The organism is Vreelandella rituensis (genome assembly GCF_003336665.1).
In the GTDB taxonomy this organism is placed as follows: Bacteria; Pseudomonadota; Gammaproteobacteria; order Pseudomonadales; family Halomonadaceae; genus Vreelandella; species Vreelandella rituensis.
Genome location: NZ_QPIJ01000005.1, coordinates 51,505 through 69,545, shown reverse-complemented (window position 1 = coordinate 69,545; position 18,041 = coordinate 51,505). Strand labels below are relative to the sequence as shown.

Annotated in this window: 13 protein-coding genes, 2 tRNA genes and 1 pseudogene; 10 read left to right on the top strand and 6 right to left on the bottom strand. The window is 59.5% G+C overall.

Annotation, left to right across the window (positions count from 1 at the left end; translation table 11 throughout):
* Nucleotides 1-58 precede the first annotated feature (58 nt).
* Nucleotides 59-526 carry a tRNA adenosine(34) deaminase TadA gene (gene tadA, locus DU506_RS04235; RefSeq protein ID WP_114485700.1) on the top strand — a complete coding sequence of 156 codons (468 nt, stop codon included), beginning with the start codon at nucleotides 59-61 and terminating at the stop codon, nucleotides 524-526.
* On the opposite strand, the gene DU506_RS04230 is transcribed toward tadA, so the two are convergent.
* The 3 genes from DU506_RS04230 to mltF are packed head-to-tail and all read right to left on the bottom strand — an operon-like array spanning nucleotide 523 to nucleotide 3,952.
* Nucleotides 523-1,821, bottom strand: coding sequence for a GGDEF domain-containing protein (locus DU506_RS04230; protein WP_181870687.1), 1,299 nt, complete (start codon nucleotides 1,819-1,821; stop codon nucleotides 523-525). The genes tadA and DU506_RS04230 overlap by 4 nt on opposite strands.
* On the bottom strand, nucleotides 1,761-2,474 hold the full coding sequence (locus DU506_RS21575; RefSeq protein WP_181870686.1) for a hypothetical protein: 714 nt from the start codon (nucleotides 2,472-2,474) through the stop codon (nucleotides 1,761-1,763). The genes DU506_RS04230 and DU506_RS21575 overlap by 61 nt, the downstream gene beginning before the upstream one ends.
* A gap of 11 nt (nucleotides 2,475-2,485) precedes the next feature.
* The gene (gene mltF, locus DU506_RS04225) at nucleotides 2,486-3,952 is read right to left on the bottom strand and encodes a membrane-bound lytic murein transglycosylase MltF (protein WP_114485698.1); all 1,467 of its coding nucleotides are present in this window, start codon (nucleotides 3,950-3,952) and stop codon (nucleotides 2,486-2,488) included.
* A gap of 164 nt (nucleotides 3,953-4,116) precedes the next feature.
* On the opposite strand from mltF, the gene purL reads away from it, so the two are divergent.
* Nucleotides 4,117-8,058 carry a phosphoribosylformylglycinamidine synthase gene (gene purL / locus DU506_RS04220; protein ID WP_114485697.1) on the top strand — a complete coding sequence of 1,314 codons (3,942 nt, stop codon included), beginning with the start codon at nucleotides 4,117-4,119 and terminating at the stop codon, nucleotides 8,056-8,058.
* Between the two features lie 3 nt (nucleotides 8,059-8,061).
* A complete protein-coding gene (radD, locus tag DU506_RS04215) occupies nucleotides 8,062-9,891 on the top strand; it encodes a DNA repair helicase RadD (protein ID WP_114485696.1) in 1,830 nt (609 codons plus the stop codon).
* A gap of 21 nt (nucleotides 9,892-9,912) precedes the next feature.
* On the opposite strand, the gene DU506_RS21895 is transcribed toward radD, so the two are convergent.
* Both DU506_RS21895 and DU506_RS21890 read right to left on the bottom strand, forming a co-directional pair.
* Entirely contained in the window at nucleotides 9,913-10,449 is a 537-nt protein-coding gene (locus DU506_RS21895; protein ID WP_220254295.1) for a DUF924 family protein, read from the bottom strand.
* Nucleotides 10,450-10,578: 129 nt separating this feature from the next.
* A pseudogene (locus DU506_RS21890) lies at nucleotides 10,579-10,899 on the bottom strand (MerR family transcriptional regulator); the annotation flags it as partial.
* 79 nt (nucleotides 10,900-10,978) lie between these two features.
* Between DU506_RS21890 and DU506_RS04205 the strand changes: the two are divergent.
* The 7 genes from DU506_RS04205 to nadA all read left to right on the top strand — a co-directional run bounded on the left by DU506_RS04205 (nucleotide 10,979) and on the right by nadA (nucleotide 16,412).
* Complete coding sequence (locus DU506_RS04205; protein ID WP_114485694.1) at nucleotides 10,979-12,019, top strand: SO_0444 family Cu/Zn efflux transporter; 1,041 nt, start codon at nucleotides 10,979-10,981, stop codon at nucleotides 12,017-12,019.
* A 126-nt stretch (nucleotides 12,020-12,145) separates the two neighbouring features.
* Complete coding sequence (locus DU506_RS04200) at nucleotides 12,146-13,066, top strand: segregation and condensation protein A (RefSeq protein WP_415843587.1); 921 nt, start codon at nucleotides 12,146-12,148, stop codon at nucleotides 13,064-13,066.
* A complete protein-coding gene (gene scpB, locus DU506_RS04195) occupies nucleotides 13,063-13,848 on the top strand; it encodes an SMC-Scp complex subunit ScpB (RefSeq protein WP_114485693.1) in 786 nt (261 codons plus the stop codon). Before DU506_RS04200 ends, scpB begins: the two co-directional genes overlap by 4 nt.
* Nucleotides 13,832-14,761, top strand: coding sequence for a 23S rRNA pseudouridine(2605) synthase RluB (gene rluB, locus DU506_RS04190; RefSeq protein WP_114485734.1), 930 nt, complete (start codon nucleotides 13,832-13,834; stop codon nucleotides 14,759-14,761). The genes scpB and rluB overlap by 17 nt, the downstream gene beginning before the upstream one ends.
* Before the next feature lie 120 nt (nucleotides 14,762-14,881).
* Nucleotides 14,882-14,957: transfer RNA gene (locus tag DU506_RS04185), tRNA-Lys, on the top strand.
* A 92-nt stretch (nucleotides 14,958-15,049) separates the two neighbouring features.
* Nucleotides 15,050-15,125, top strand: a tRNA-Lys gene (locus DU506_RS04180).
* Nucleotides 15,126-15,383: 258 nt separating this feature from the next.
* A complete protein-coding gene (nadA, locus tag DU506_RS04175) occupies nucleotides 15,384-16,412 on the top strand; it encodes a quinolinate synthase NadA (protein ID WP_114485692.1) in 1,029 nt (342 codons plus the stop codon).
* A gap of 88 nt (nucleotides 16,413-16,500) precedes the next feature.
* On the opposite strand, the gene DU506_RS04170 is transcribed toward nadA, so the two are convergent.
* Nucleotides 16,501-17,973 (bottom strand): M48 family metalloprotease, encoded by a 1,473-nt coding sequence (locus DU506_RS04170; protein WP_114485691.1) that lies wholly within the window; start codon nucleotides 17,971-17,973, stop codon nucleotides 16,501-16,503.
* Between the last annotated feature and the right edge of the window lie 68 nt (nucleotides 17,974-18,041).

Below are 18,041 nucleotides of genomic sequence, written 5' to 3'. Positions count from 1 at the left end.
GAGTCGCGCGCTTATCACTATCATACGACCGTTTTCTACCTTAGCGGAGTTTGCCTCCATGCGCAGCGATGAATTTTACATGTACCGGGCGTTGGACCAGGCACATCATGCCTTGGCGGCGGGTGAAGTACCGGTGGGTGCCGTGGTGGTCTGTCCTGAAGGAAACATCATCGGTGCGGCCTATAACTCGCCGATAGCGACTTGTGATCCTTCGGCGCATGCGGAAATTCGCGCAATGCAGGCGGCTGGAGCGCAGCTGGGCAATTACCGCCTGGATGGATGCGCCCTGTTCGTGTCTCTGGAGCCTTGCATGATGTGTACCGGCGCCATCGTTCATGCACGCCTGGCGCGGCTGGTGTATGGCGCCGCCGAACCACGCACCGGCATGCTGGAGTCCAGGGCGAACCTGCTGGCGCAACCCTGGTTCAATCATCGTGTCGAGGTGCGAGGCGGGCTGTTGGCGAGCCAGTCAAGGCGCTTGTTGAAAACATTCTTTACCCTTAAACGCGGCGGGCCGGAAGCTTAAACCGGGGTGGCGGCCAGGACACGATTTCGCCCATTGTTCTTAGCGCGATACAGCGCTTCGTCGGCAGCTTGCATCAAACGGTTGATATCGATTTCTTGAGTGTGCTCTTGAGTGACCACGCCGGCACTCAGGGTAAGCATTCGTCCGTCGGCATAGGTCAGGCCGTGCTGGCTGATTCGCAGGCGCAGTGTTTCGGCCACCGCCAAGGCCGAGGCTTGCCCGTGCCCGGGAAGCCAGGCGACAAACTCTTCGCCGCCGTAACGTGCAAAAACACCGCCCTGGGCGGTTATCACTGATTTTCCCAGTGTTGCAAAGGCCTGCAGATAACGGTCGCCTTCCAGGTGACCCAACTGATCGTTGATCTGCTTGAAGTGGTCTATATCACAGAGAATCAGGCTAAGTGGGCGACAATCTTGCAGTTCTTCGAGCTTATCGAGAAAATGGCGCCGGTTGGGAAGCTTGGTCAATTCATCGTGGTTGGCCAGCCACTGGATTTCACTTTGCAGTTCATTGCTCTTGTGAATTTCACGCCGCAGGGCCTTATTGCTGTGATGCATGCTTTGATGCTGAAAGGCCAGGCTGCGAAAGGCATAAAGCACTAGATAGAGCAGGTAGGCCAATATCAGGCCCATGCTCAGGCTGATCACCGGTAAACGCGGCTGAGCGGCGAGCAGGATATCGCGTCGAGGGTGGCTGCTCAGGCTCAGTACCTTGCCGGATAACGCCAATTCGGTTCGAAAATGCCAAGGGCCGGGGCGCGAGTCATTACCGTGCTGAGCGAGCAAACGGTCATCGTCACGCAAGCTGAGGACGCCCTGGCTTGCCGGTACCTGGGAAAATAACGTTTCGGCGAGTACAGGCAAGCTGACCACCATGGCCACAACACCCAATGGCGTCTCGTCAGACGCCTTGAGTATCGGCAGGTAGTGAATGATGCCGGCGCCTCCCTGAAGCAATTCGAGAATATCTGTATGACCTTCGCGACCATCGCGTAATGCCGGTTCCAGCACCGCTCTGCCGTCCGGCTGGGCGTCGAATAAACGCGTGCCTAAGGTGCTGCGATTGAGCGTCGTCATAGGGTGAGCGTGAACGATGCGGCTATCGGCATCGATATAAGCGATATTGAGAAAATAACGGAAATCACGATGATAAAGCGCTGCTTGGCGCTGCCATTGTTCAGTGCTGGGTGGGGTGTCGAGAAGCTGCCAGAAACTGGCAAAGCGGCGCATGGCTTTTAGATGGGCGTCGATTTCTGCTGCAAGCCGAGTGGCCAGGCGTTCGTTCTGTGCGGCCATTTTTGCCTGCAATTGTTGATCGGTGTCGTGCTTTTGCTGCATCCATAGCAACAGGCTGAGGGCGACAAGTAGCATTGCCGGCCACAGGGCGGCGTGCAGGTGATGGGGTTTGCCCAAAAACGGCGTGCATGCAGCCATTGGGCTAGCGTCAGGCAGCCAAGCGCTGCCAGTTCGGGGAGTCGTGCCGGTGCATGCAGCAGGAGGGCGGTGGGCGTGGCTTGAAGCTGCAAGAGCTGCCATGCAATGAACAAGGCACTGGCTGTCAAAAGAAGTGGCGTGCCGAGCCGGGAACGCTGGGACAGCAACAGGCTCAATGCGAGCAATAACAGGTTGAAGGTGGTCAGGACCGGTGGCCGCCAATCTTCCAGCGGGGTGTCGGCTTGCAACAGGGCGGCACCGGCCTGCCAGGCCATGCTGGAAATCCAGCCTTCCGGTAGCAGATAACTGGCAAGCCCCGGCAGCAGAAACACGATACCCAACGCCGCCAGCCCATGGCTTAGGCGGATGTGACCCAGGCGCAGAGCACCTAGTGCCAGCCCCAGCAACATCAAGATAATGACGGTCAAGCTCGGAGCGAACAGGGCCAGGCTGCCGATACCCATTATCGTCAGGATAATCAACCACGAGGCGATATAAGACGAGGCGGTGAGCATGGCACCCTTAATCAATCAATTGGCGGCACAAGGTCGAACAACGGAAAGACGGCATCCGCATCAAGTTCGGTCTGTTCAAGCTGGAAAAACTGCTGTCGACTGCGCTCGACGTATTCAAGCATCTCATAATAACGCCTGATGTTGCGCACGTAGATCACCGGCTCCCCGCCGCGGGCGTAACCATGGCGGGTTTGGCTGTGCCATTGTTGTTTTTGCAGTAGCGGCAAGGCCTCGCGTACATCGAGCCAGCTGTCCGGGTCGCCGCTGCGGATCTCGACAATACGCCGGGCATCATACAGGTGGCCAAGCCCGACGTTATAAGAGGCCATGGCCATGAAAAGGCGATCCTCACCCGTGATCGACTCCGGTAGGCGATCCATGATGCTGCGCAGGTAGCGCGCCCCGCCGTCGATGCTTTGCACCGGATCGACACGGTCGCTGACGCCCATTTCCGCGGCCGTGGGCAAGGTCAGCATCATCAAGCCGCGCACCCCGGTGGGGGAGGTGGCCTCGGGGTCCCAATGGGATTCCTGGTAGCCCATGGCGGCGAGTAATTTCCAGTCGAATCCGGTTTGTCTTGCGGCTTCCCGGAACAAGGCGTCAAAGCGCGGCAGGCGCGAATCCAGGTGACTCAGGAAGGTGCGAGTGCCCACGTATTCCAGATAGTCGTCATGGCCGAAATACCGTTCCACGAGACGATCCAGAACGCCACTTTGCTGCATGTCGCCAAGGTAGTTGTTGGCGGCTTTCAACAGGCCCAGCCCACGGCCCCGAGGTACCGCCCAGGCCATGGAGAGCGGTTCGCCCAACAGAAAGCCACGCTCGACGTTGGGAAAGAACAGCCGGTTCAGGCGGAATTGATGATCAAAGATGACGGCGCCATCCAGTGCGCCACTTTCCACGCGAGCCAGAAGATCCGCGACTTCAAGCTCGGTGGACTCCTTCCAGCTCAGCAGCGGATGCTGTTGCTGCAGTTCACGCAGCACCTTGTCTGTTCCGGTACCGCTCAGGGTGCCGATTTCCAGTGCGGCCATGTCGGCGGGTGCTTCAATGCCGTGCAGACCGCGACGATAAACGAACAGTGGTTGCAAGCCGATGATGGCTCGAGTGAAATACACGCCCGGCGTGGTGGGCTCCAGCGGTAGCGCGGCAGCGCCCAAGTCGCCTTTTTCACGGACAGCGGGCAGCACACTGTCGAGATGATGGCCGGCATCCAGATTCAAGCTCACCCCGAGGTAATCTGCAAAACCGCGCATCAGTTCGTACTCGAAACCGGTGGGGCCATGGCGGCCTTCGTAATAGGTGGTAGGGGTATTGCGGGTATGCACGGTAATGAAATCGCGCGACTGGATCAGCTTTAAGTGTTCGCCGTCGGGAACCAGAGAAAAGGTGGGCATCATCACCATCAAAGCGATGGCAATCAGGGTAAAATACCCCTCGGCACAAACCTTGAAATGTCGGCTTAACAGTTTAAGCATAATGTCATGTCGGCATGAAAGGAGTCATCACGATACCCAGCCCGATGCTTGCTGTCACCTCACTGATTTCGTGTGGCCAATGCTTTCCAGTATCATAGGGGGATTACCGCTCGACGGTTTACCGTTTTCCCCGCTCGAATTCCCTGCTCTAGAGGCTCCAGGATATGCTCGAACTGCCAGGCGCACCCGCCCTTTCCGACTTCCGTCATGCCCGGTTGTTAACGGTTCTGCGTGAACGCCTTCCCGAGGTCGAGTCGCTGTCTGCCGACTATGTCCATTTCATTGACCACCAAGACAAGCTGGACGATGCCGACCTTGAACGCCTCACCCAGCTTCTGGATTACTCCAGCCATAGTGGTGAGCGCAAGCCGCCCCCCAGGTCCGCTCAGCGGTTTCTGGTGGTGCCGCGACTGGGTACGCAGTCACCCTGGTCGTCCAAGGCCACGGATGTCGCGCATAATTGTGGCCTGGAAAAGATTCAACGCATCGAGCGGGGCATCGATTATCGCCTGACGTTCAGTGCACCCTTGGATGAAGCCGAATTCGCCACCCTGGTGGCGTTATTGCACGACCGCATGACCGAAACCGTGTTGAGTGATGCCTCGGATGCAGCCAGGCTATTCGCTCACCACGCGCCTGCCCCCTTGGGCACTGTGGATATTCTCGGCGGTGGCCGTGAGGCGCTGGCCACTGCCAACCGGGAATTGGGTCTGGCCTTGGCCGATGATGAAATCGACTACCTGGTGACAGCGTTCGAAGAACTCGAGCGCAACCCCACCGACGTCGAATTGATGATGTTCGCCCAGGCCAACTCCGAGCACTGCCGCCACAAGATATTCAATGCCGACTGGGTGATCGACGGCGAAGCGCAGCCGCACTCCCTGTTCAAGATGATCAAGAATACCTTCGCCAGCTCGCCGGATAACGTTCTTTCCGCCTACAGCGACAATGCCGCCGTTATCAAGGGTAGCCATGGCGGACGCTTCTTCGCCGACCCCCTGACCGGGCACGCCGATGAAACCGCGCGTTATACCACGCATCAGGAGCTGATTCATATCCTGATGAAGGTGGAAACCCATAACCATCCCACGGCGATTGCCCCCTTTCCTGGCGCCGCCACCGGTTCCGGCGGCGAGATCCGTGATGAAGGCGCTACCGGTATCGGCGGCAAGCCCAAGGCGGGGCTTTCCGGTTTTACCGTTTCCAACCTGCGTATTCCCGAATTCGTTCAGCCTTGGGAAACCCTCGATTACGGCAAGCCCGAGCGCATCGTTTCCGCGCTTGAGATCATGCTCGAAGGGCCGATCGGCGGCGCGGCGTTCAACAACGAGTTCGGTCGTCCCAATCTCACCGGCTATTTTCGTACCTACGAGCAGGACGCTCTGACCGAAACCGGTATCGAGCGGCGTGGTTTTCACAAGCCCATCATGCTCGCCGGTGGCTATGGCAACATTCGTGCTCACCATGTCCAGAAGGGCGAGATTCCCGTAGGGGGAAAGCTGATCGTCATGGGCGGCCCGGCGATGCTGATCGGACTGGGTGGCGGAGCGGCTTCCAGCATGGCGTCCGGGGTTTCCAGCGCCGACCTGGATTTCGCCTCGGTACAGCGTGAAAACCCGGAAATCGAGCGACGCGCCCAGGAAGTGATTGACCGCTGCTGGTCGCTGGGCGAGCGCAATCCGATTCGCTTCATTCATGACGTTGGGGCCGGTGGGCTTTCCAATGCCTTGCCGGAACTGGTCAAGGATGGCAACCGGGGCGGGCGCTTCGATCTGCGTGCGGTACCCAACGCCGAACCGGGCATGAGCCCCTTGGAAATCTGGTGCAACGAGGCCCAGGAGCGCTACGTGCTTGCCGTGGCGCCGGAGGATCTGGCGACCTTCGAGGCGTTGTGCGCTCGCGAGCGCTGCCCCTATGCGGTGGTCGGGGAAGCGCTTGAAGCGCATTATCTGGAAGTGCGCGACGGCCATTTCAATAGCCAGCCGGTCGACTTGCCGATGAGCGTGCTGTTCGGCAAGCCGCCCAAGATGGTGCGTGAATTCCAAAGCGAGACCCGCACCATGCCGGCGGTGATGCTGGATAACCTCGATCTTCGCGAAGCGCTGGATCGGGTGCTGCGCCTGCCGACCGTGGCTTCCAAGAGCTTTCTGATCACCATCGGCGATCGTTCGATCACAGGCCAGGTGGCGCGCGACCAGATGGTCGGCCCTTGGCAGGTGCCGGTGGCCGATGTCGCGGTGACCACGGCAAGCTACGATACCCATGCCGGGGAAGCGATGGCCATGGGCGAGCGCCCGCCGGTGGCATTGATCAATCCCGCAGCAAGCGCCCGCCTGGCGGTGGCCGAGGCCATCACCAACCTGGCGGCTGCACCGATCGCCAAGCTGGGTGACGTCAAACTTTCCGCCAACTGGATGAGCGCGGCCAGCCACCCCGGTGAAAACCAGGCACTGTATGAAGCCGTGCATGCGGTGGGTATGGAGCTGTGCCCGGCACTGGGTATCGCGATACCCGTCGGCAAGGACTCCATGTCCATGCGTACCGCCTGGCAGGAAGAAGGCGCCAAGGGCGAGGTCGAAGACAAGAGCGTCACCTCGCCGTTATCGCTGGTGGTTACCGGCTTCGCTCCGGTGACCGATGCCCTGGCGACCCTCACGCCCGAGATCAACCTGGAGCAGGAAGAGAGCGACCTGATCCTGATCGACCTGGGCAACGGCCAGAATCGCCTGGGTGGCTCGGCACTGGCTCAGGTCTATGGTCAGGTGGGTGATGAGTGCCCCGATCTTGACGACCCGGAAGACCTCAAGGCGTTCTTCGAGGTCATTCAGGGGCTCAATCGCGACGGCAAGCTTCTGGCCTATCACGACCGCAGCGACGGCGGCCTTCTGGTTACGCTTTTAGAAATGGCTTTCGCCGCTCATGCCGGGTTGGAAATCAAGCTCGACTGGCTGATCGACGAGCCGGTGGAGGCATTCAACGCCTTGTTCTCTGAGGAGCTGGGTGCGGTGATCCAAGTCAACCGTGCCGACACTGCGGAAGTGCTGACTCAGTTCGCCATGGCGGGCATCGAAACCTGCGGCGTCATCGCCCGTCCGCGCTATGATGACCAGGTGCGTGTGACGGTATTCGAGGAGCCGTTGCTGGAAACCACGCGCCAACTCACCCAGCGCACCTGGGCGGAAACCAGTTATCGCATGCAGGCGCTGCGTGACAACCCCGAATGTGCCAAGAACGAATTCGATAATCTGCTCGATGCCCGCGACCCGGGTCTTTCCGCCACGCCGACCTTTGACGTGAACGAAGACATCAGCGCACCCTTCATCAATACGGCCCGCCCGGCCATGGCGATTCTGCGTGAGCAGGGGGTCAACGGTCAGGTGGAAATGGCCTGGGCCTTCGACAAGGCTGGCTTCGATACCGTGGATGTGCACATGAGCGACATCCTCGAAGGTCGGGTGAGCCTTGACGACTTCAAGGGGCTGGCGGCCTGTGGCGGCTTCTCTTATGGCGATGTGTTGGGCGCCGGTGGCGGCTGGGCCAAGTCGGTGCTGTTCAACGAGCGTGCCTGCGAGCAGTTTGCGACGTTTTTCCAGCGTGAGGACAGCTTCTCGCTAGGGGTATGTAACGGCTGCCAGATGCTCTCGCAGCTCAAGGACATGATCCCCGGGGCGGAAAACTGGCCACAGTTCATGCGTAACGAATCCGAGCAATTCGAGGCGCGCGTGGCCATGGTGCGTGTCGAACAGACGCCTTCGATCCTGCTGGCAGGTATGGAAGGGTCACGCTTGCCGATTGCCGTGGCGCACGGTGAAGGCCGTGCCGAGTTTCGCGATAGCGCCCACCTTCGCAAGATGCAGTCGAGCGGTCAGGTCGCGATGCGCTATATCGACAACTACGGCCAGGTCACCACACGCTATCCAGCCAACCCCAACGGCTCGCCTTCCGGTATCACCGGCCTGACCACCCCGGACGGTCGAGTCACTATCATGATGCCGCACCCGGAGCGTGTCACCCGTGCGGTGACTAACTCCTGGCGTCCGGCGGAATGGACTCAAGACGGTGCCTGGCTGCGAATGTTCCGCAATGCACGGGTCTGGGTAGGCTGAGCGATGTCCAAAAGCAACTCCTCCAAGGCGGCCCAAGGGTCGCCTTTATCGTCACCGCCGCCCGCCCTGCGTCCTTATCAGACTGAAACGGTCAAGCGCGTTGTCGAGCATTTTCGCGGCTCCAGCGACCCGGCGGTGGTGGTATTGCCCACCGGTAGCGGGAAGTCGCTGGTGATTGCCGAGCTTGCGCGGCTGGCGCGGGGGCGAGTGCTGGTGCTGGCCCACGTGCGCGAGTTGGTCGAGCAGAATCATGCCAAGTACCAGGCCTATGGACTCGAAGCGGATATCTTCAGCGCCGGGCTCAAGCGCAAGGAGGCCGAGCGGCAGGTGGTGTTTGGCTCGGTACAGTCGGTGATACGCAATCTAGCGCGTTTTGGCTCTGATGAAGACGAGCGGGGCGGCTTCACCTTGCTGGTGATCGACGAATGCCATCGCGTTTCGCTCAAGGAAGACGCCGGTTATCGCCAGGTGATCGAGCATCTGCGCCGGCAGAACCCGCAACTCAAGGTGCTGGGGCTGACCGCCACGCCCTATCGGCTGGGGCAGGGGTTTATCTATCATCGCCATACCCATGGCATGGTGCGCGGTGATGAAGACTGTTTCTTTCGTGACTGCGTGTTCGAGCAACCGCTGCGCCTGATGGTCAAGCAGGGCTATCTGGCCAGACCCGAGCGCATCGATGCCGCCGTGGAGCGCTACGATTTCTCCCAGCTTATGCCTGCCTCCTCGGGCCTGTTCCGTGAAGAAGAACTCAATCGGGTGGTGGCCGCCAACCGCGCAACGCCGGGAATCATCCAGGAGATCATCCAGCGCGCCGAGAACCGTCAAGGGGTGATGATCTTTGCCGCCAGTGTCGCCCATGCCGAGGAGGTATTGGGCTATCTGCCGGCGCGTGAGGCCGGGCTGATTACCGGGGCTAGCGCCTCCGCCGAGCGTGAAGCGCTGATCAGCGCTTTCAAGGCGCGCAAGCTCAAGTACCTGGTCAACGTGGCGGTGCTGACCACCGGCTTCGATGCGCCACATGTCGATCTGATCGCGATCTTGCGGCCCACCGAATCGGTCAGCCTTTACCAGCAGATTGTCGGGCGTGGCCTGCGTCTCTCACCGGGTAAAACCGATTGCCTGGTGCTGGACTACGCTGGTAACCCTTGGGATCTTTATGCGCCGGAGGTCGGTTCGCCCAAACCCCCCGGCGACAACGAGCCGGTCCAGGTGGAGTGCCCGGCCTGCGGCCACGCCAATCTTTTCTGGGGCAAGCGTGACAGCGACCTGGTCATCGAGCATTTCGGCCGCCGCTGCCAAGGGTTGGTCGAAGATGCATCGGTCGCCTGTAGAAAGCGTCAATGTGATTTCCGTTTTCGCTTCAAGGTGTGTGGCGATTGCGGTGCCGAAAACGACATCGCCGCCCGGCGTTGCCATGGCTGCCAAGTGTTGCTGGTGGATGCCGACGACAAGCTCAAGGATGCTCTGAAACTCAAGGATGCCCGGGTGTTGCGCGTCAGCGGTATGCAGCTGGAGGCCGTTCTCAACGGCCGCGGGCTGCCCCGCCTGAAGGTCACCTATCACGACGAGGACGGCGCCACCCTGAGCGAATGGTTCGCGCTGGAAACCGCTGCACAGCGACAAGCTTTTCACGCTGTCTTTCTACGCGAGCACCTGCGCGCCCCCGGCTTGCCCTGGAAACCCATGACACCGGAGGAGGTGATAGCTGAACAGCATCGTCTGCGTGGACCGGATTTCGTCATCGGGCGTAAGGTAGGGCGGCATTTCCAGGTTCGCGAGAAGCTGTTCGACTACAGCGGGCGCTATCGCAAGGCGCAGGAAGCAGGGTGAGCGAACGCAGGTTCTTGTGGCTCAGAACCCCGACCTTGGCTGCTTGAGAAACTCGAGCTCATCGGCGGTGGAATCGCGCCCTAGAATCGCATTACGGTGTGGATAACGGCCGAAGCGGTCGATGATCGCTTTGTGTTTCACTTCAAAGTTGTAGTTGTCTTCCAGGCCGTTGGCTCGGAACAGACGTTCGGCATGCTGGTGAATCTTGAGTGATTCGCTGTGCATGTAGGGCATATAAAGAAAATTGCGCTCTATGGGCGTCAGGGTAATCGCCTCTCCCGAGGCAACGGCCTCCTGGGCCAGTATCAGCGCCACGTTATCCTGAGCAAATGCTTCCGGGGTATCGCGATGTATATTGCGAGAAAATTGATCCAGCACCAGTATTTCGGCCAGTCTCCCCCGAGGAGTCGCTCGCCATCCAAATAGCTCCCCCTGGGCGGCCTGGCTTAAAAGTGCCTTGAAGCGTTGGGTGATTCTGGCATCGAGTTCCGCATCCTTTGCCCACCACTGTTTCGGGTCGAGTTCGTTGAACCAGAAATCCAGTACGGCTTGTTGCATGTCACTTGTCTCCTGCTGAGTCGAGGTAGGGTTTCCTTCAAGGGCGGACTGTGGCTCGAACAAGGCTTCCACGATACGGCATTCGCGAATACTCCCGCCTCGGCACTGAGTAACGACGGTACGCAGTTCTTGCGCCAATGCCTGAAGGGCCGAGATGCGTGCTTCGATGCGCTGCAGGTGTTGCGAAGCGATAGCATCCACCTGGTGGCACTGTGCGTCTGGGTGAGCGGTCAGGTTCAGCAGTTCATGGATGCTGTGCAGGTCCAGCCCCAGGTCGCGTCCGTGGCGAATGAATCCCAGCTGTTTCACCGCTTCCGCTGTGTAGTAGCGGTAGCCGTTGTCACCCCGTTTAGGAGGTTTGAGCAAGCCGAGTTTTTCGTAGTGACGGATCGTTTCGACTGAACAGCCGCTGGCGCGAGCGACCTCGCCTATCTTGACCAGTTCGTGCATGTGGTTTGACTCTGTAACGGTTACAGGGTTTATGCTAGATCGTAATGGCATACGAAGGCAATCGTCGGAGGAAACGCCCATGCAGATGCTCAATGAAATGCTTTCCGTGGCACTGGCAGCGGCCCCTTGGTTATTGTTCGGCCTGTTCGTGGCCGGCTTGATCAAGGCATTCTTTCCCGACGCCTTGCTGGAGCGCTGGATCGGCGGGAGGGGGCTGGCGAGTATTGCCCGGGCAGCGGTCATCGGGGCGCCATTGCCTTTGTGTTCCTGCGGAGCGATTCCTACCGCCCTGGCGCTGCATCGCAAAGGCGCGGGGCGTGGGCCGACCACGGCCTTTCTGATCGGCACCCCCGGCGTAGGGGTGGATTCCATCGCCATTACCTATGCCCTGCTGGGGCCGTTCATGATGGTGGCCCGGGTGGTCGGGGCAATTGCCACCGCTATTGCGACGGGGCTGCTGGTGGCCATGACCAACGAACGACCCGTCATGCCCGAGCCGCAAAGCGCCTGTGGAGGCTGCTGCGAAACAGGCCATGCGCCGCCAGTGCCGGAAGGGGACGATTCAAGGTGGCAGCGGCTGCGCCAAGGCATGCATTATGCGTTCAATGATGTCCTCGACGACATCAGCCTCTGGGTGCTGGCGGGGTTGATGGTGGCCGGGGCGCTGATGGCCTGGGTGCCTCCCGAAGCCATCGCCACTTACGGCAGTGGTTTCGGAATCATGCTGTTGATGGCGGTGGTGGGTATTCCGTTGTATCTATGCGCCACCGCCGCCACGCCGATCGCCGCCGGCATGTTGCTGAGCGGCGTATCTCCCGGCGCGGTCATTGTATTTCTGTTGGCCGGGCCTATTACCAGCCTGGCTACGCTAGGCGTATTGCGTCGTGAACTAGGCGGCACTGCGTTAGTCGCTTATCTGGTGGGCATCCTGAGCACGGCACTTATCGTGGGTGTCTTGACCAATGTGCTGGTGGCGCAGCTGGATATCAATCTGATCGCCCAGGTAGGCGCAGTTCAGGAGCTGTTGCCGGAATGGCTGGAATGGTCGGCACTCGGCTTGCTGGGAATACTGGCTATCCGCCCGCTACGGCGTGGCGTGGAACGCCTGGTTCCTCAATGACGAGGCTTTCCAGTGAAAGGCGCGGCTATAATGGCGCTGCCGTGATCTGGCATTTCTCGTGCCGCCAAGTTTGCTAAACTGCACGGCCAGCTCAGCCTTTCAGCCCACCCAGGAGAATCGACCCGCGTGAGCGAGACGTCCATTACTCAGCCCTTTAGTGAAACGCCTGCGGTGGAAGCTCCCGTGGCGGAGGCCTTGGGGCGGCTATTCAATGAGCCGATTACTCAGATGCCGGAGGACCTGTATATTCCTCCAGAAGCGCTGCGTGTATTTCTGGAAGCATTCGAAGGGCCGTTGGATTTGCTGTTGTATCTGATCCGGCGTCAGAACCTGGATATTCTCGCGATCAATGTGGCGGTGATTACCCGGCAATACATCGAATATGTTGAACTGATGAAGTCGATGGAAATCGAACTTGCCGGTGAGTATCTGTTGATGGCAGCCATGCTTGCGGAAATCAAATCGCGCAGCTTGCTGCCGCGCCCGCCCAGACAAGGAGGCGATGAGCAAGAAGAGGACCCCCGCGCTGCCTTGATTCGCCGCCTGCAGGAATACGAACGCTTGAAGGAGGCGGCGGAGTCGCTGGAAGCCATGCCGCGTGCTGGACGTGACTGGTTCCCTGTTCAGGCAGGCTTGCCACCGCTTGAAGCGCAAGTGATCCATCCCGAGGTGGCGCTGGATGAGCTGCTCGGCGCCTTGGCCGATATTCTCAAGCGCGCCGAACTCAATCAGAGCCATCAGATCAGCCGGGAAGTACTTTCCACTCGTGAGCGCATGCTGAGGATCATGGAGCAATTGACTCACGAGCATTACACGCCCTTTGAAGCGCTGTTCACCCTGGAAGAGGGTCGCGCCGGCGTGGTGGTGACCTTCATGGCGATACTCGAACTGACCAAGGAGGCCATGATCGAGATCGTACAGAATGCACCGCTTTCGCCGATTCACGTCCGTGCTCGCACGGCTGTCCCTTCTGGCATCGAGGAGAGCGCCTTCGAAGATCAAACGGCGGAGCCCGCTTTCGAATGGCAGGAGAAGGTGCCGAAATGAATGCCTCCCTGTTGGAAGAAATCCTCGAGGCCACCTTGCTGGCCGCCGGTGAACCGCTGGCGCTGGAGCGCCTGGAAGGCGTCTTCAATGAGGCGGAACGGCCGCAGCGGCGTGAACTGCACGCCGCCTTGCAGCGCCTTGAACAGCGTCATGCAAGCGGGGCGCTCGAACTGATGGAAACCGCTTCCGGCTACCAATTGCGCATCCGGCCACGGCTTTCGCCCTGGGTCTCGCGGTTGTGGGACGAGCGCCCACAGCGATATTCGCGCGCGCTGCTGGAAACCCTGGCCTTGATCGCTTATCGTCAGCCGGTTACCCGCGGCGATATCGAAGACGTTCGCGGGGTCAGCGTCAGCAGCTCCATCGTGCGTATCTTGATGGAGCGCGGCTGGATTCGTGTGATCGGGCGCCGTGATGTGCCAGGGCGCCCGGCGGTATATGCCACCACGCGCACCTTTCTGGATGACTTCGGGCTCAAGACGCTGGATGCTCTACCGCCTATGCATTTGTTGCTTGACGACATTCAGAGTAAAGAAACGCTGGACAAGGACGACCAGGCCAAGGAAAAAGCATTCAAGGATGAGGCGAGCGCTCCGGTGGAGACACCGACGGCTGAGATAGCCGACACCCAGCACGCCGAGACGGCGTCAAAATCGCCGCTGAGTTTTGCCGACCTTCAAGCAAGGCTGGCGGCACGCGCCGGGACTAGCGTCGATGACGACACAAGTGCCGGTGATGATAACCCTGAAGTGAGGTCGGATGACCATGAGTACGACAACTAACACGCCTAACAGCACCCCTAACAGCACCCCTAACAGCACCCCTAACAGCACCCCCAAGCCCAACACGGAAAAACTTCAAAAGGTGCTGGCTCGCGCCGGTATGGGGTCGCGCCGTGAGATGGAAACGGCGATTGCCGGGGGGCGCGTCAAAGTCAATAATCAGCTTGCCAAGCTGGGCGATCGTGTGGGAATGCGCGACAAGGTCAGTTTCGATGACCGTCCGGTTTCGCTGCGTGCCGAAGACGATGTGCCGCGCCGGGTGATCATGTACAACAAGCCCGAAGGTGAACTCTGCACACGCAAGGACCCCGAAGGGCGGCGTACCGTCTTCGAGCGCTTGCCGCGCCTGAAGGGCGAGCGCTGGATAGCTATCGGCCGTCTGGATATCAATACCAGCGGGTTGCTGTTGTTCACCACCGATGGGGAGTTGGCCAACCGCTTGATGCATCCTTCCACCCAGGTTGAACGTGAATATGCCGTTCGGGTCATGGGTGAAGTAAAGCGAGAGCAGATAGTGGCCATGGTCGAAGGCGTAATGCTGGAAGACGGCCCAGCGCGTTTCAGCGATGTGCAGGAATTCGGCGGCGAAGGCATCAACACTTGGTTCCATGTGGTGATCCTCGAAGGACGCAATCGGGAAGTGCGGCGTCTGTGGGAATCCCAGGGTTTGACGGTCAGCCGTCTAAAGCGCGTGCGTTACGGTAATATCTTTATCGACAAGCGTGCCAAGGCTGGCGAATGGATCGAGCTGACTCAGGATGAGGTCGATGACCTGGCCGGTCTGGCTGAGCTTGAATCGCGCAAGGTGCCGGCACTGACCCCGGATGAGCAAAATCGCTGGAGTCGCGATAAGCAAAAGCGTCGCCCGGTGCAGGCAATGCGCAAGCCAAATGAAAAAACTCGGCGTCGCTAGTCGCTGCCAAGTATTCGTTTGCTGATTTCAGTCGCAACCTGATGATACCGCCATGGAAAAAGTTAAAATAAATCCTTGCCATGGCGGGCTCCTATACGTATTATTTGCACCCGTTCAGGCGGGTCGTTAGCTCAGTTGGTAGAGCAGTTGGCTTTTAACCAATTGGTCGTAGGTTCGAATCCTACACGACCCACCATTCGGACGTGGTGTGAATTGCGAAGTAGGTATGCGAAAGCCAGGTATGTGAGAAGTAAATCGGTAAGAATCAAACCGGTAAAAGGCAAGTCCGGGTCGTTAGCTCAGTTGGTAGAGCAGTTGGCTTTTAACCAATTGGTCGTAGGTTCGAATCCTACACGACCCACCAATTTCAACGCCCTGTCAGCTTGCTGACGGGGCGTTTTGCTGTGTGGCCATGAGTATAGCGGCACGGTTTAGGCCTCTGTCACTGCCCTTGGTCTTGCGCTGTGCAACGAATTGCCAGCACAATGGTCCGAATAGCTATTGGTTGGCCACCGCGAGAGACGCCACGGCCACCATTTCGGTGCATGGTTCATGCGGAGTGCATGAGTGCCGTGCCTGGTGCCATGCAGGGGGAGCCCCTGCCGTCACAGTGGTAGACACGATGACTATAATGACCAAGCAAGCTGAGCTTATCGCTCAGATCCCCAGCCCGTATTGTCCCACTCGCATTCCCGCCGAAGACCAAGCGCGCGTGGAAGAGATCAAGGGATTGTTGAAAGCCCATAATGCGGTGCTGGTGGCACATTATTATACCGACGACGCCATTCAGCAGCTCGCTGAAGAAACCGGCGGCTGCGTGGCGGATTCCCTGGAGATGGCCCGTTTCGGTGCACGTCACGAAGCCACCACCCTGGTCGTGGCCGGGGTTCGCTTCATGGGTGAAACCGCCAAGATTCTGTCTCCGGAAAAGCGTGTGCTGATGCCCACTCTGGAGGCCACCTGTTCGCTGGACATCGGCTGTCCGGAGGATGAATTCAGTGCATTCTGCGACGCACACCCAGACCGTACCGTGGTGGTGTACGCCAATACGTCGGCGGCGGTGAAGGCCCGTGCGGACTGGGTGGTGACTTCCTCGATCGCCGTGGAGGTGATCGAACATCTCCAGGCGCGAGGCGAGAAGATCTTGTGGGCGCCGGATAAGCACCTGGGAGGCTACATCCAGAAAAAAACCGGTGCCGACATGTTGCTGTGGGACGGCGCCTGTATCGTTCACGAAGAATTCAAGGCCAAGGGCGTGGAAGGCCTGAAACGCCTCTATCCGGATGCCGCCGTTCTGGTGCACCCGGAGTCTCCCGCTGCGGTAGTGGAATTGGCCGATGTGACAGGCTCGACCTCGCAGTTGATCAAGGCCGCAAAAGAGCTACCCAACGATAAACTGATCGTTGCGACCGATCGTGGCATCTTCTTCAAGATGCAGCAGGCGGTGCCGCACAAGACATTGTTCGAGGCGCCCACGGCGGGTAGTGGCGCTACTTGCAAGAGCTGCGCCCATTGCCCGTGGATGGCGATGAACGGTCTGGATAACCTGGCGGAGGCGCTGCGTCAGGGTAGCGGAGAAATTCATGTGGATGACGCCCTGCGCCAAAAAGCGTTAATACCCTTGGAACGCATGCTCAGCTTCAACGCCTGACAGGTTCTTGCCCGGTGATGACTTTTGTAGCGCTGGAGCTGATTCTTGGCTTCAGCGCTTCTGGTTTATCGAGTGGGCTTTAGAGCGTTTAACGTCCGAATTTTTCCAACGTTTCCCGATAGTCGACAAAATCTTCGCGGCGCTGCTCGATGCGCCCTAAGGCTTGGCGATCATTTTGTTTCTCAGCTACGCCCTTGGCGATATCCAGTTGCCTAATACCCCGATCAATCCGCCCGGTGAGCTGTAACTGCTCGGCACGGGCGAGATGTCCCCAGGCTTCTCGATCGCTGCGCCCAGCGGCTTCCGCCAATAAGCTGAATGCTTGTGCATTTTCCGGATATTGAAGGGTAATGTCGCGCAGGACGCGATAGGCCTCGTCTGGCTGGCGCTGCAAGAGTGCTTCGCCAAGCACCATCTGCGCCGGAAGGTGATTGGGCATCAAGCGCAGCAGGCGATGGCTGCGCTGGGCAGCTTCTTCATAGCGGCGAGCCTTGAGCGCGACCTCCGCAGCGGAAGCCGGGAATATGGCCAGGTCGGGCAATGCTCGAGCGAGTTGATCAATCTCATTCAAGGCCTCGTCGGTACGTCCGGCCTGAGCGTCGAGTAACGCCTGGAGATAGCGTTTGGCGGTGTCCTCTGCAACCGGGCTTTCCGCCAGCCGAGTGATTGCCTGCTGCGGGCGGTCGGCGTGGATATGTGCCAGAGCCCGCGCCCTTATCAAGGCATACATGGGGTTGCGATCGCCGGACGAGGCCGCTTGCAGTTGTGAAGCGCGTGATTGAGCATCGCTCAGGCGTGCCTCGGAAACCGGGTGGGTAAGCAGGAATTCCGGTGGGGTGCCGCCTTGCAGGCTGGCCATGCGTTGCATGGCACGAAACATGCGCACCATGGCGGCGGGTTCGAAGCCGGCATCGGCCATGGTTTGCAGGCCTAGGCGGTCGGCTTCCTGTTCGAAGCGTCGCGAGTAACGGAGTTGGTCCTGCGCCAATGCCGCCTGGGAGCCTATCGCCGCAGCGATGCCGGCATCGCCACCACCGCTTGCGGCTATCAGCATTCCCGCCAGCATTCCCGCCATGGCGGGAAGCTGGGTTTGCTCGGCACGTGCTGTGCCTCGCGCATAGTGGCGTTGCGAGAGGTGCCCCAGTTCATGGGCCAGAACCGATACAAAGGCGCCTTCATCTTCGGCAAAGGCAAAGAGTCCGGCGTTGACGCCGATGACGCCGCCGGGCACGGCGAAGGCATTCAAGGCGTCGTTATCGACCATCACGATGCTGGTGCGGGTACTGCCCAATTGGCTGTGAGGAAGTAACCGGGAAACGAGGCTGTCGATGTAATCAGCCGCTATTGCATCATCCCATTCAGGGGCATGGGCGCGAAATTGACGTAGCCAGGCACGCCCAAGGCGATACTCCTCGTTGCCCGCCGTTTGCGTGGCGCTGCTGCTCAGGCTGGGCAGGCGTGATTCGTCGAAAGCCAAGGCATGGGTGCTGAAAAGCATCAGGTTGAGGATGCAAAGTATCAGCCAGCCAGAGCAATACCGATGTAGAGCGGAAGACAACATGGTACATCCTCATGAGTAGGGGCGTGAATGGACCGAATAGTGAGCGTGAACGAGAACAAGCAAGAGCC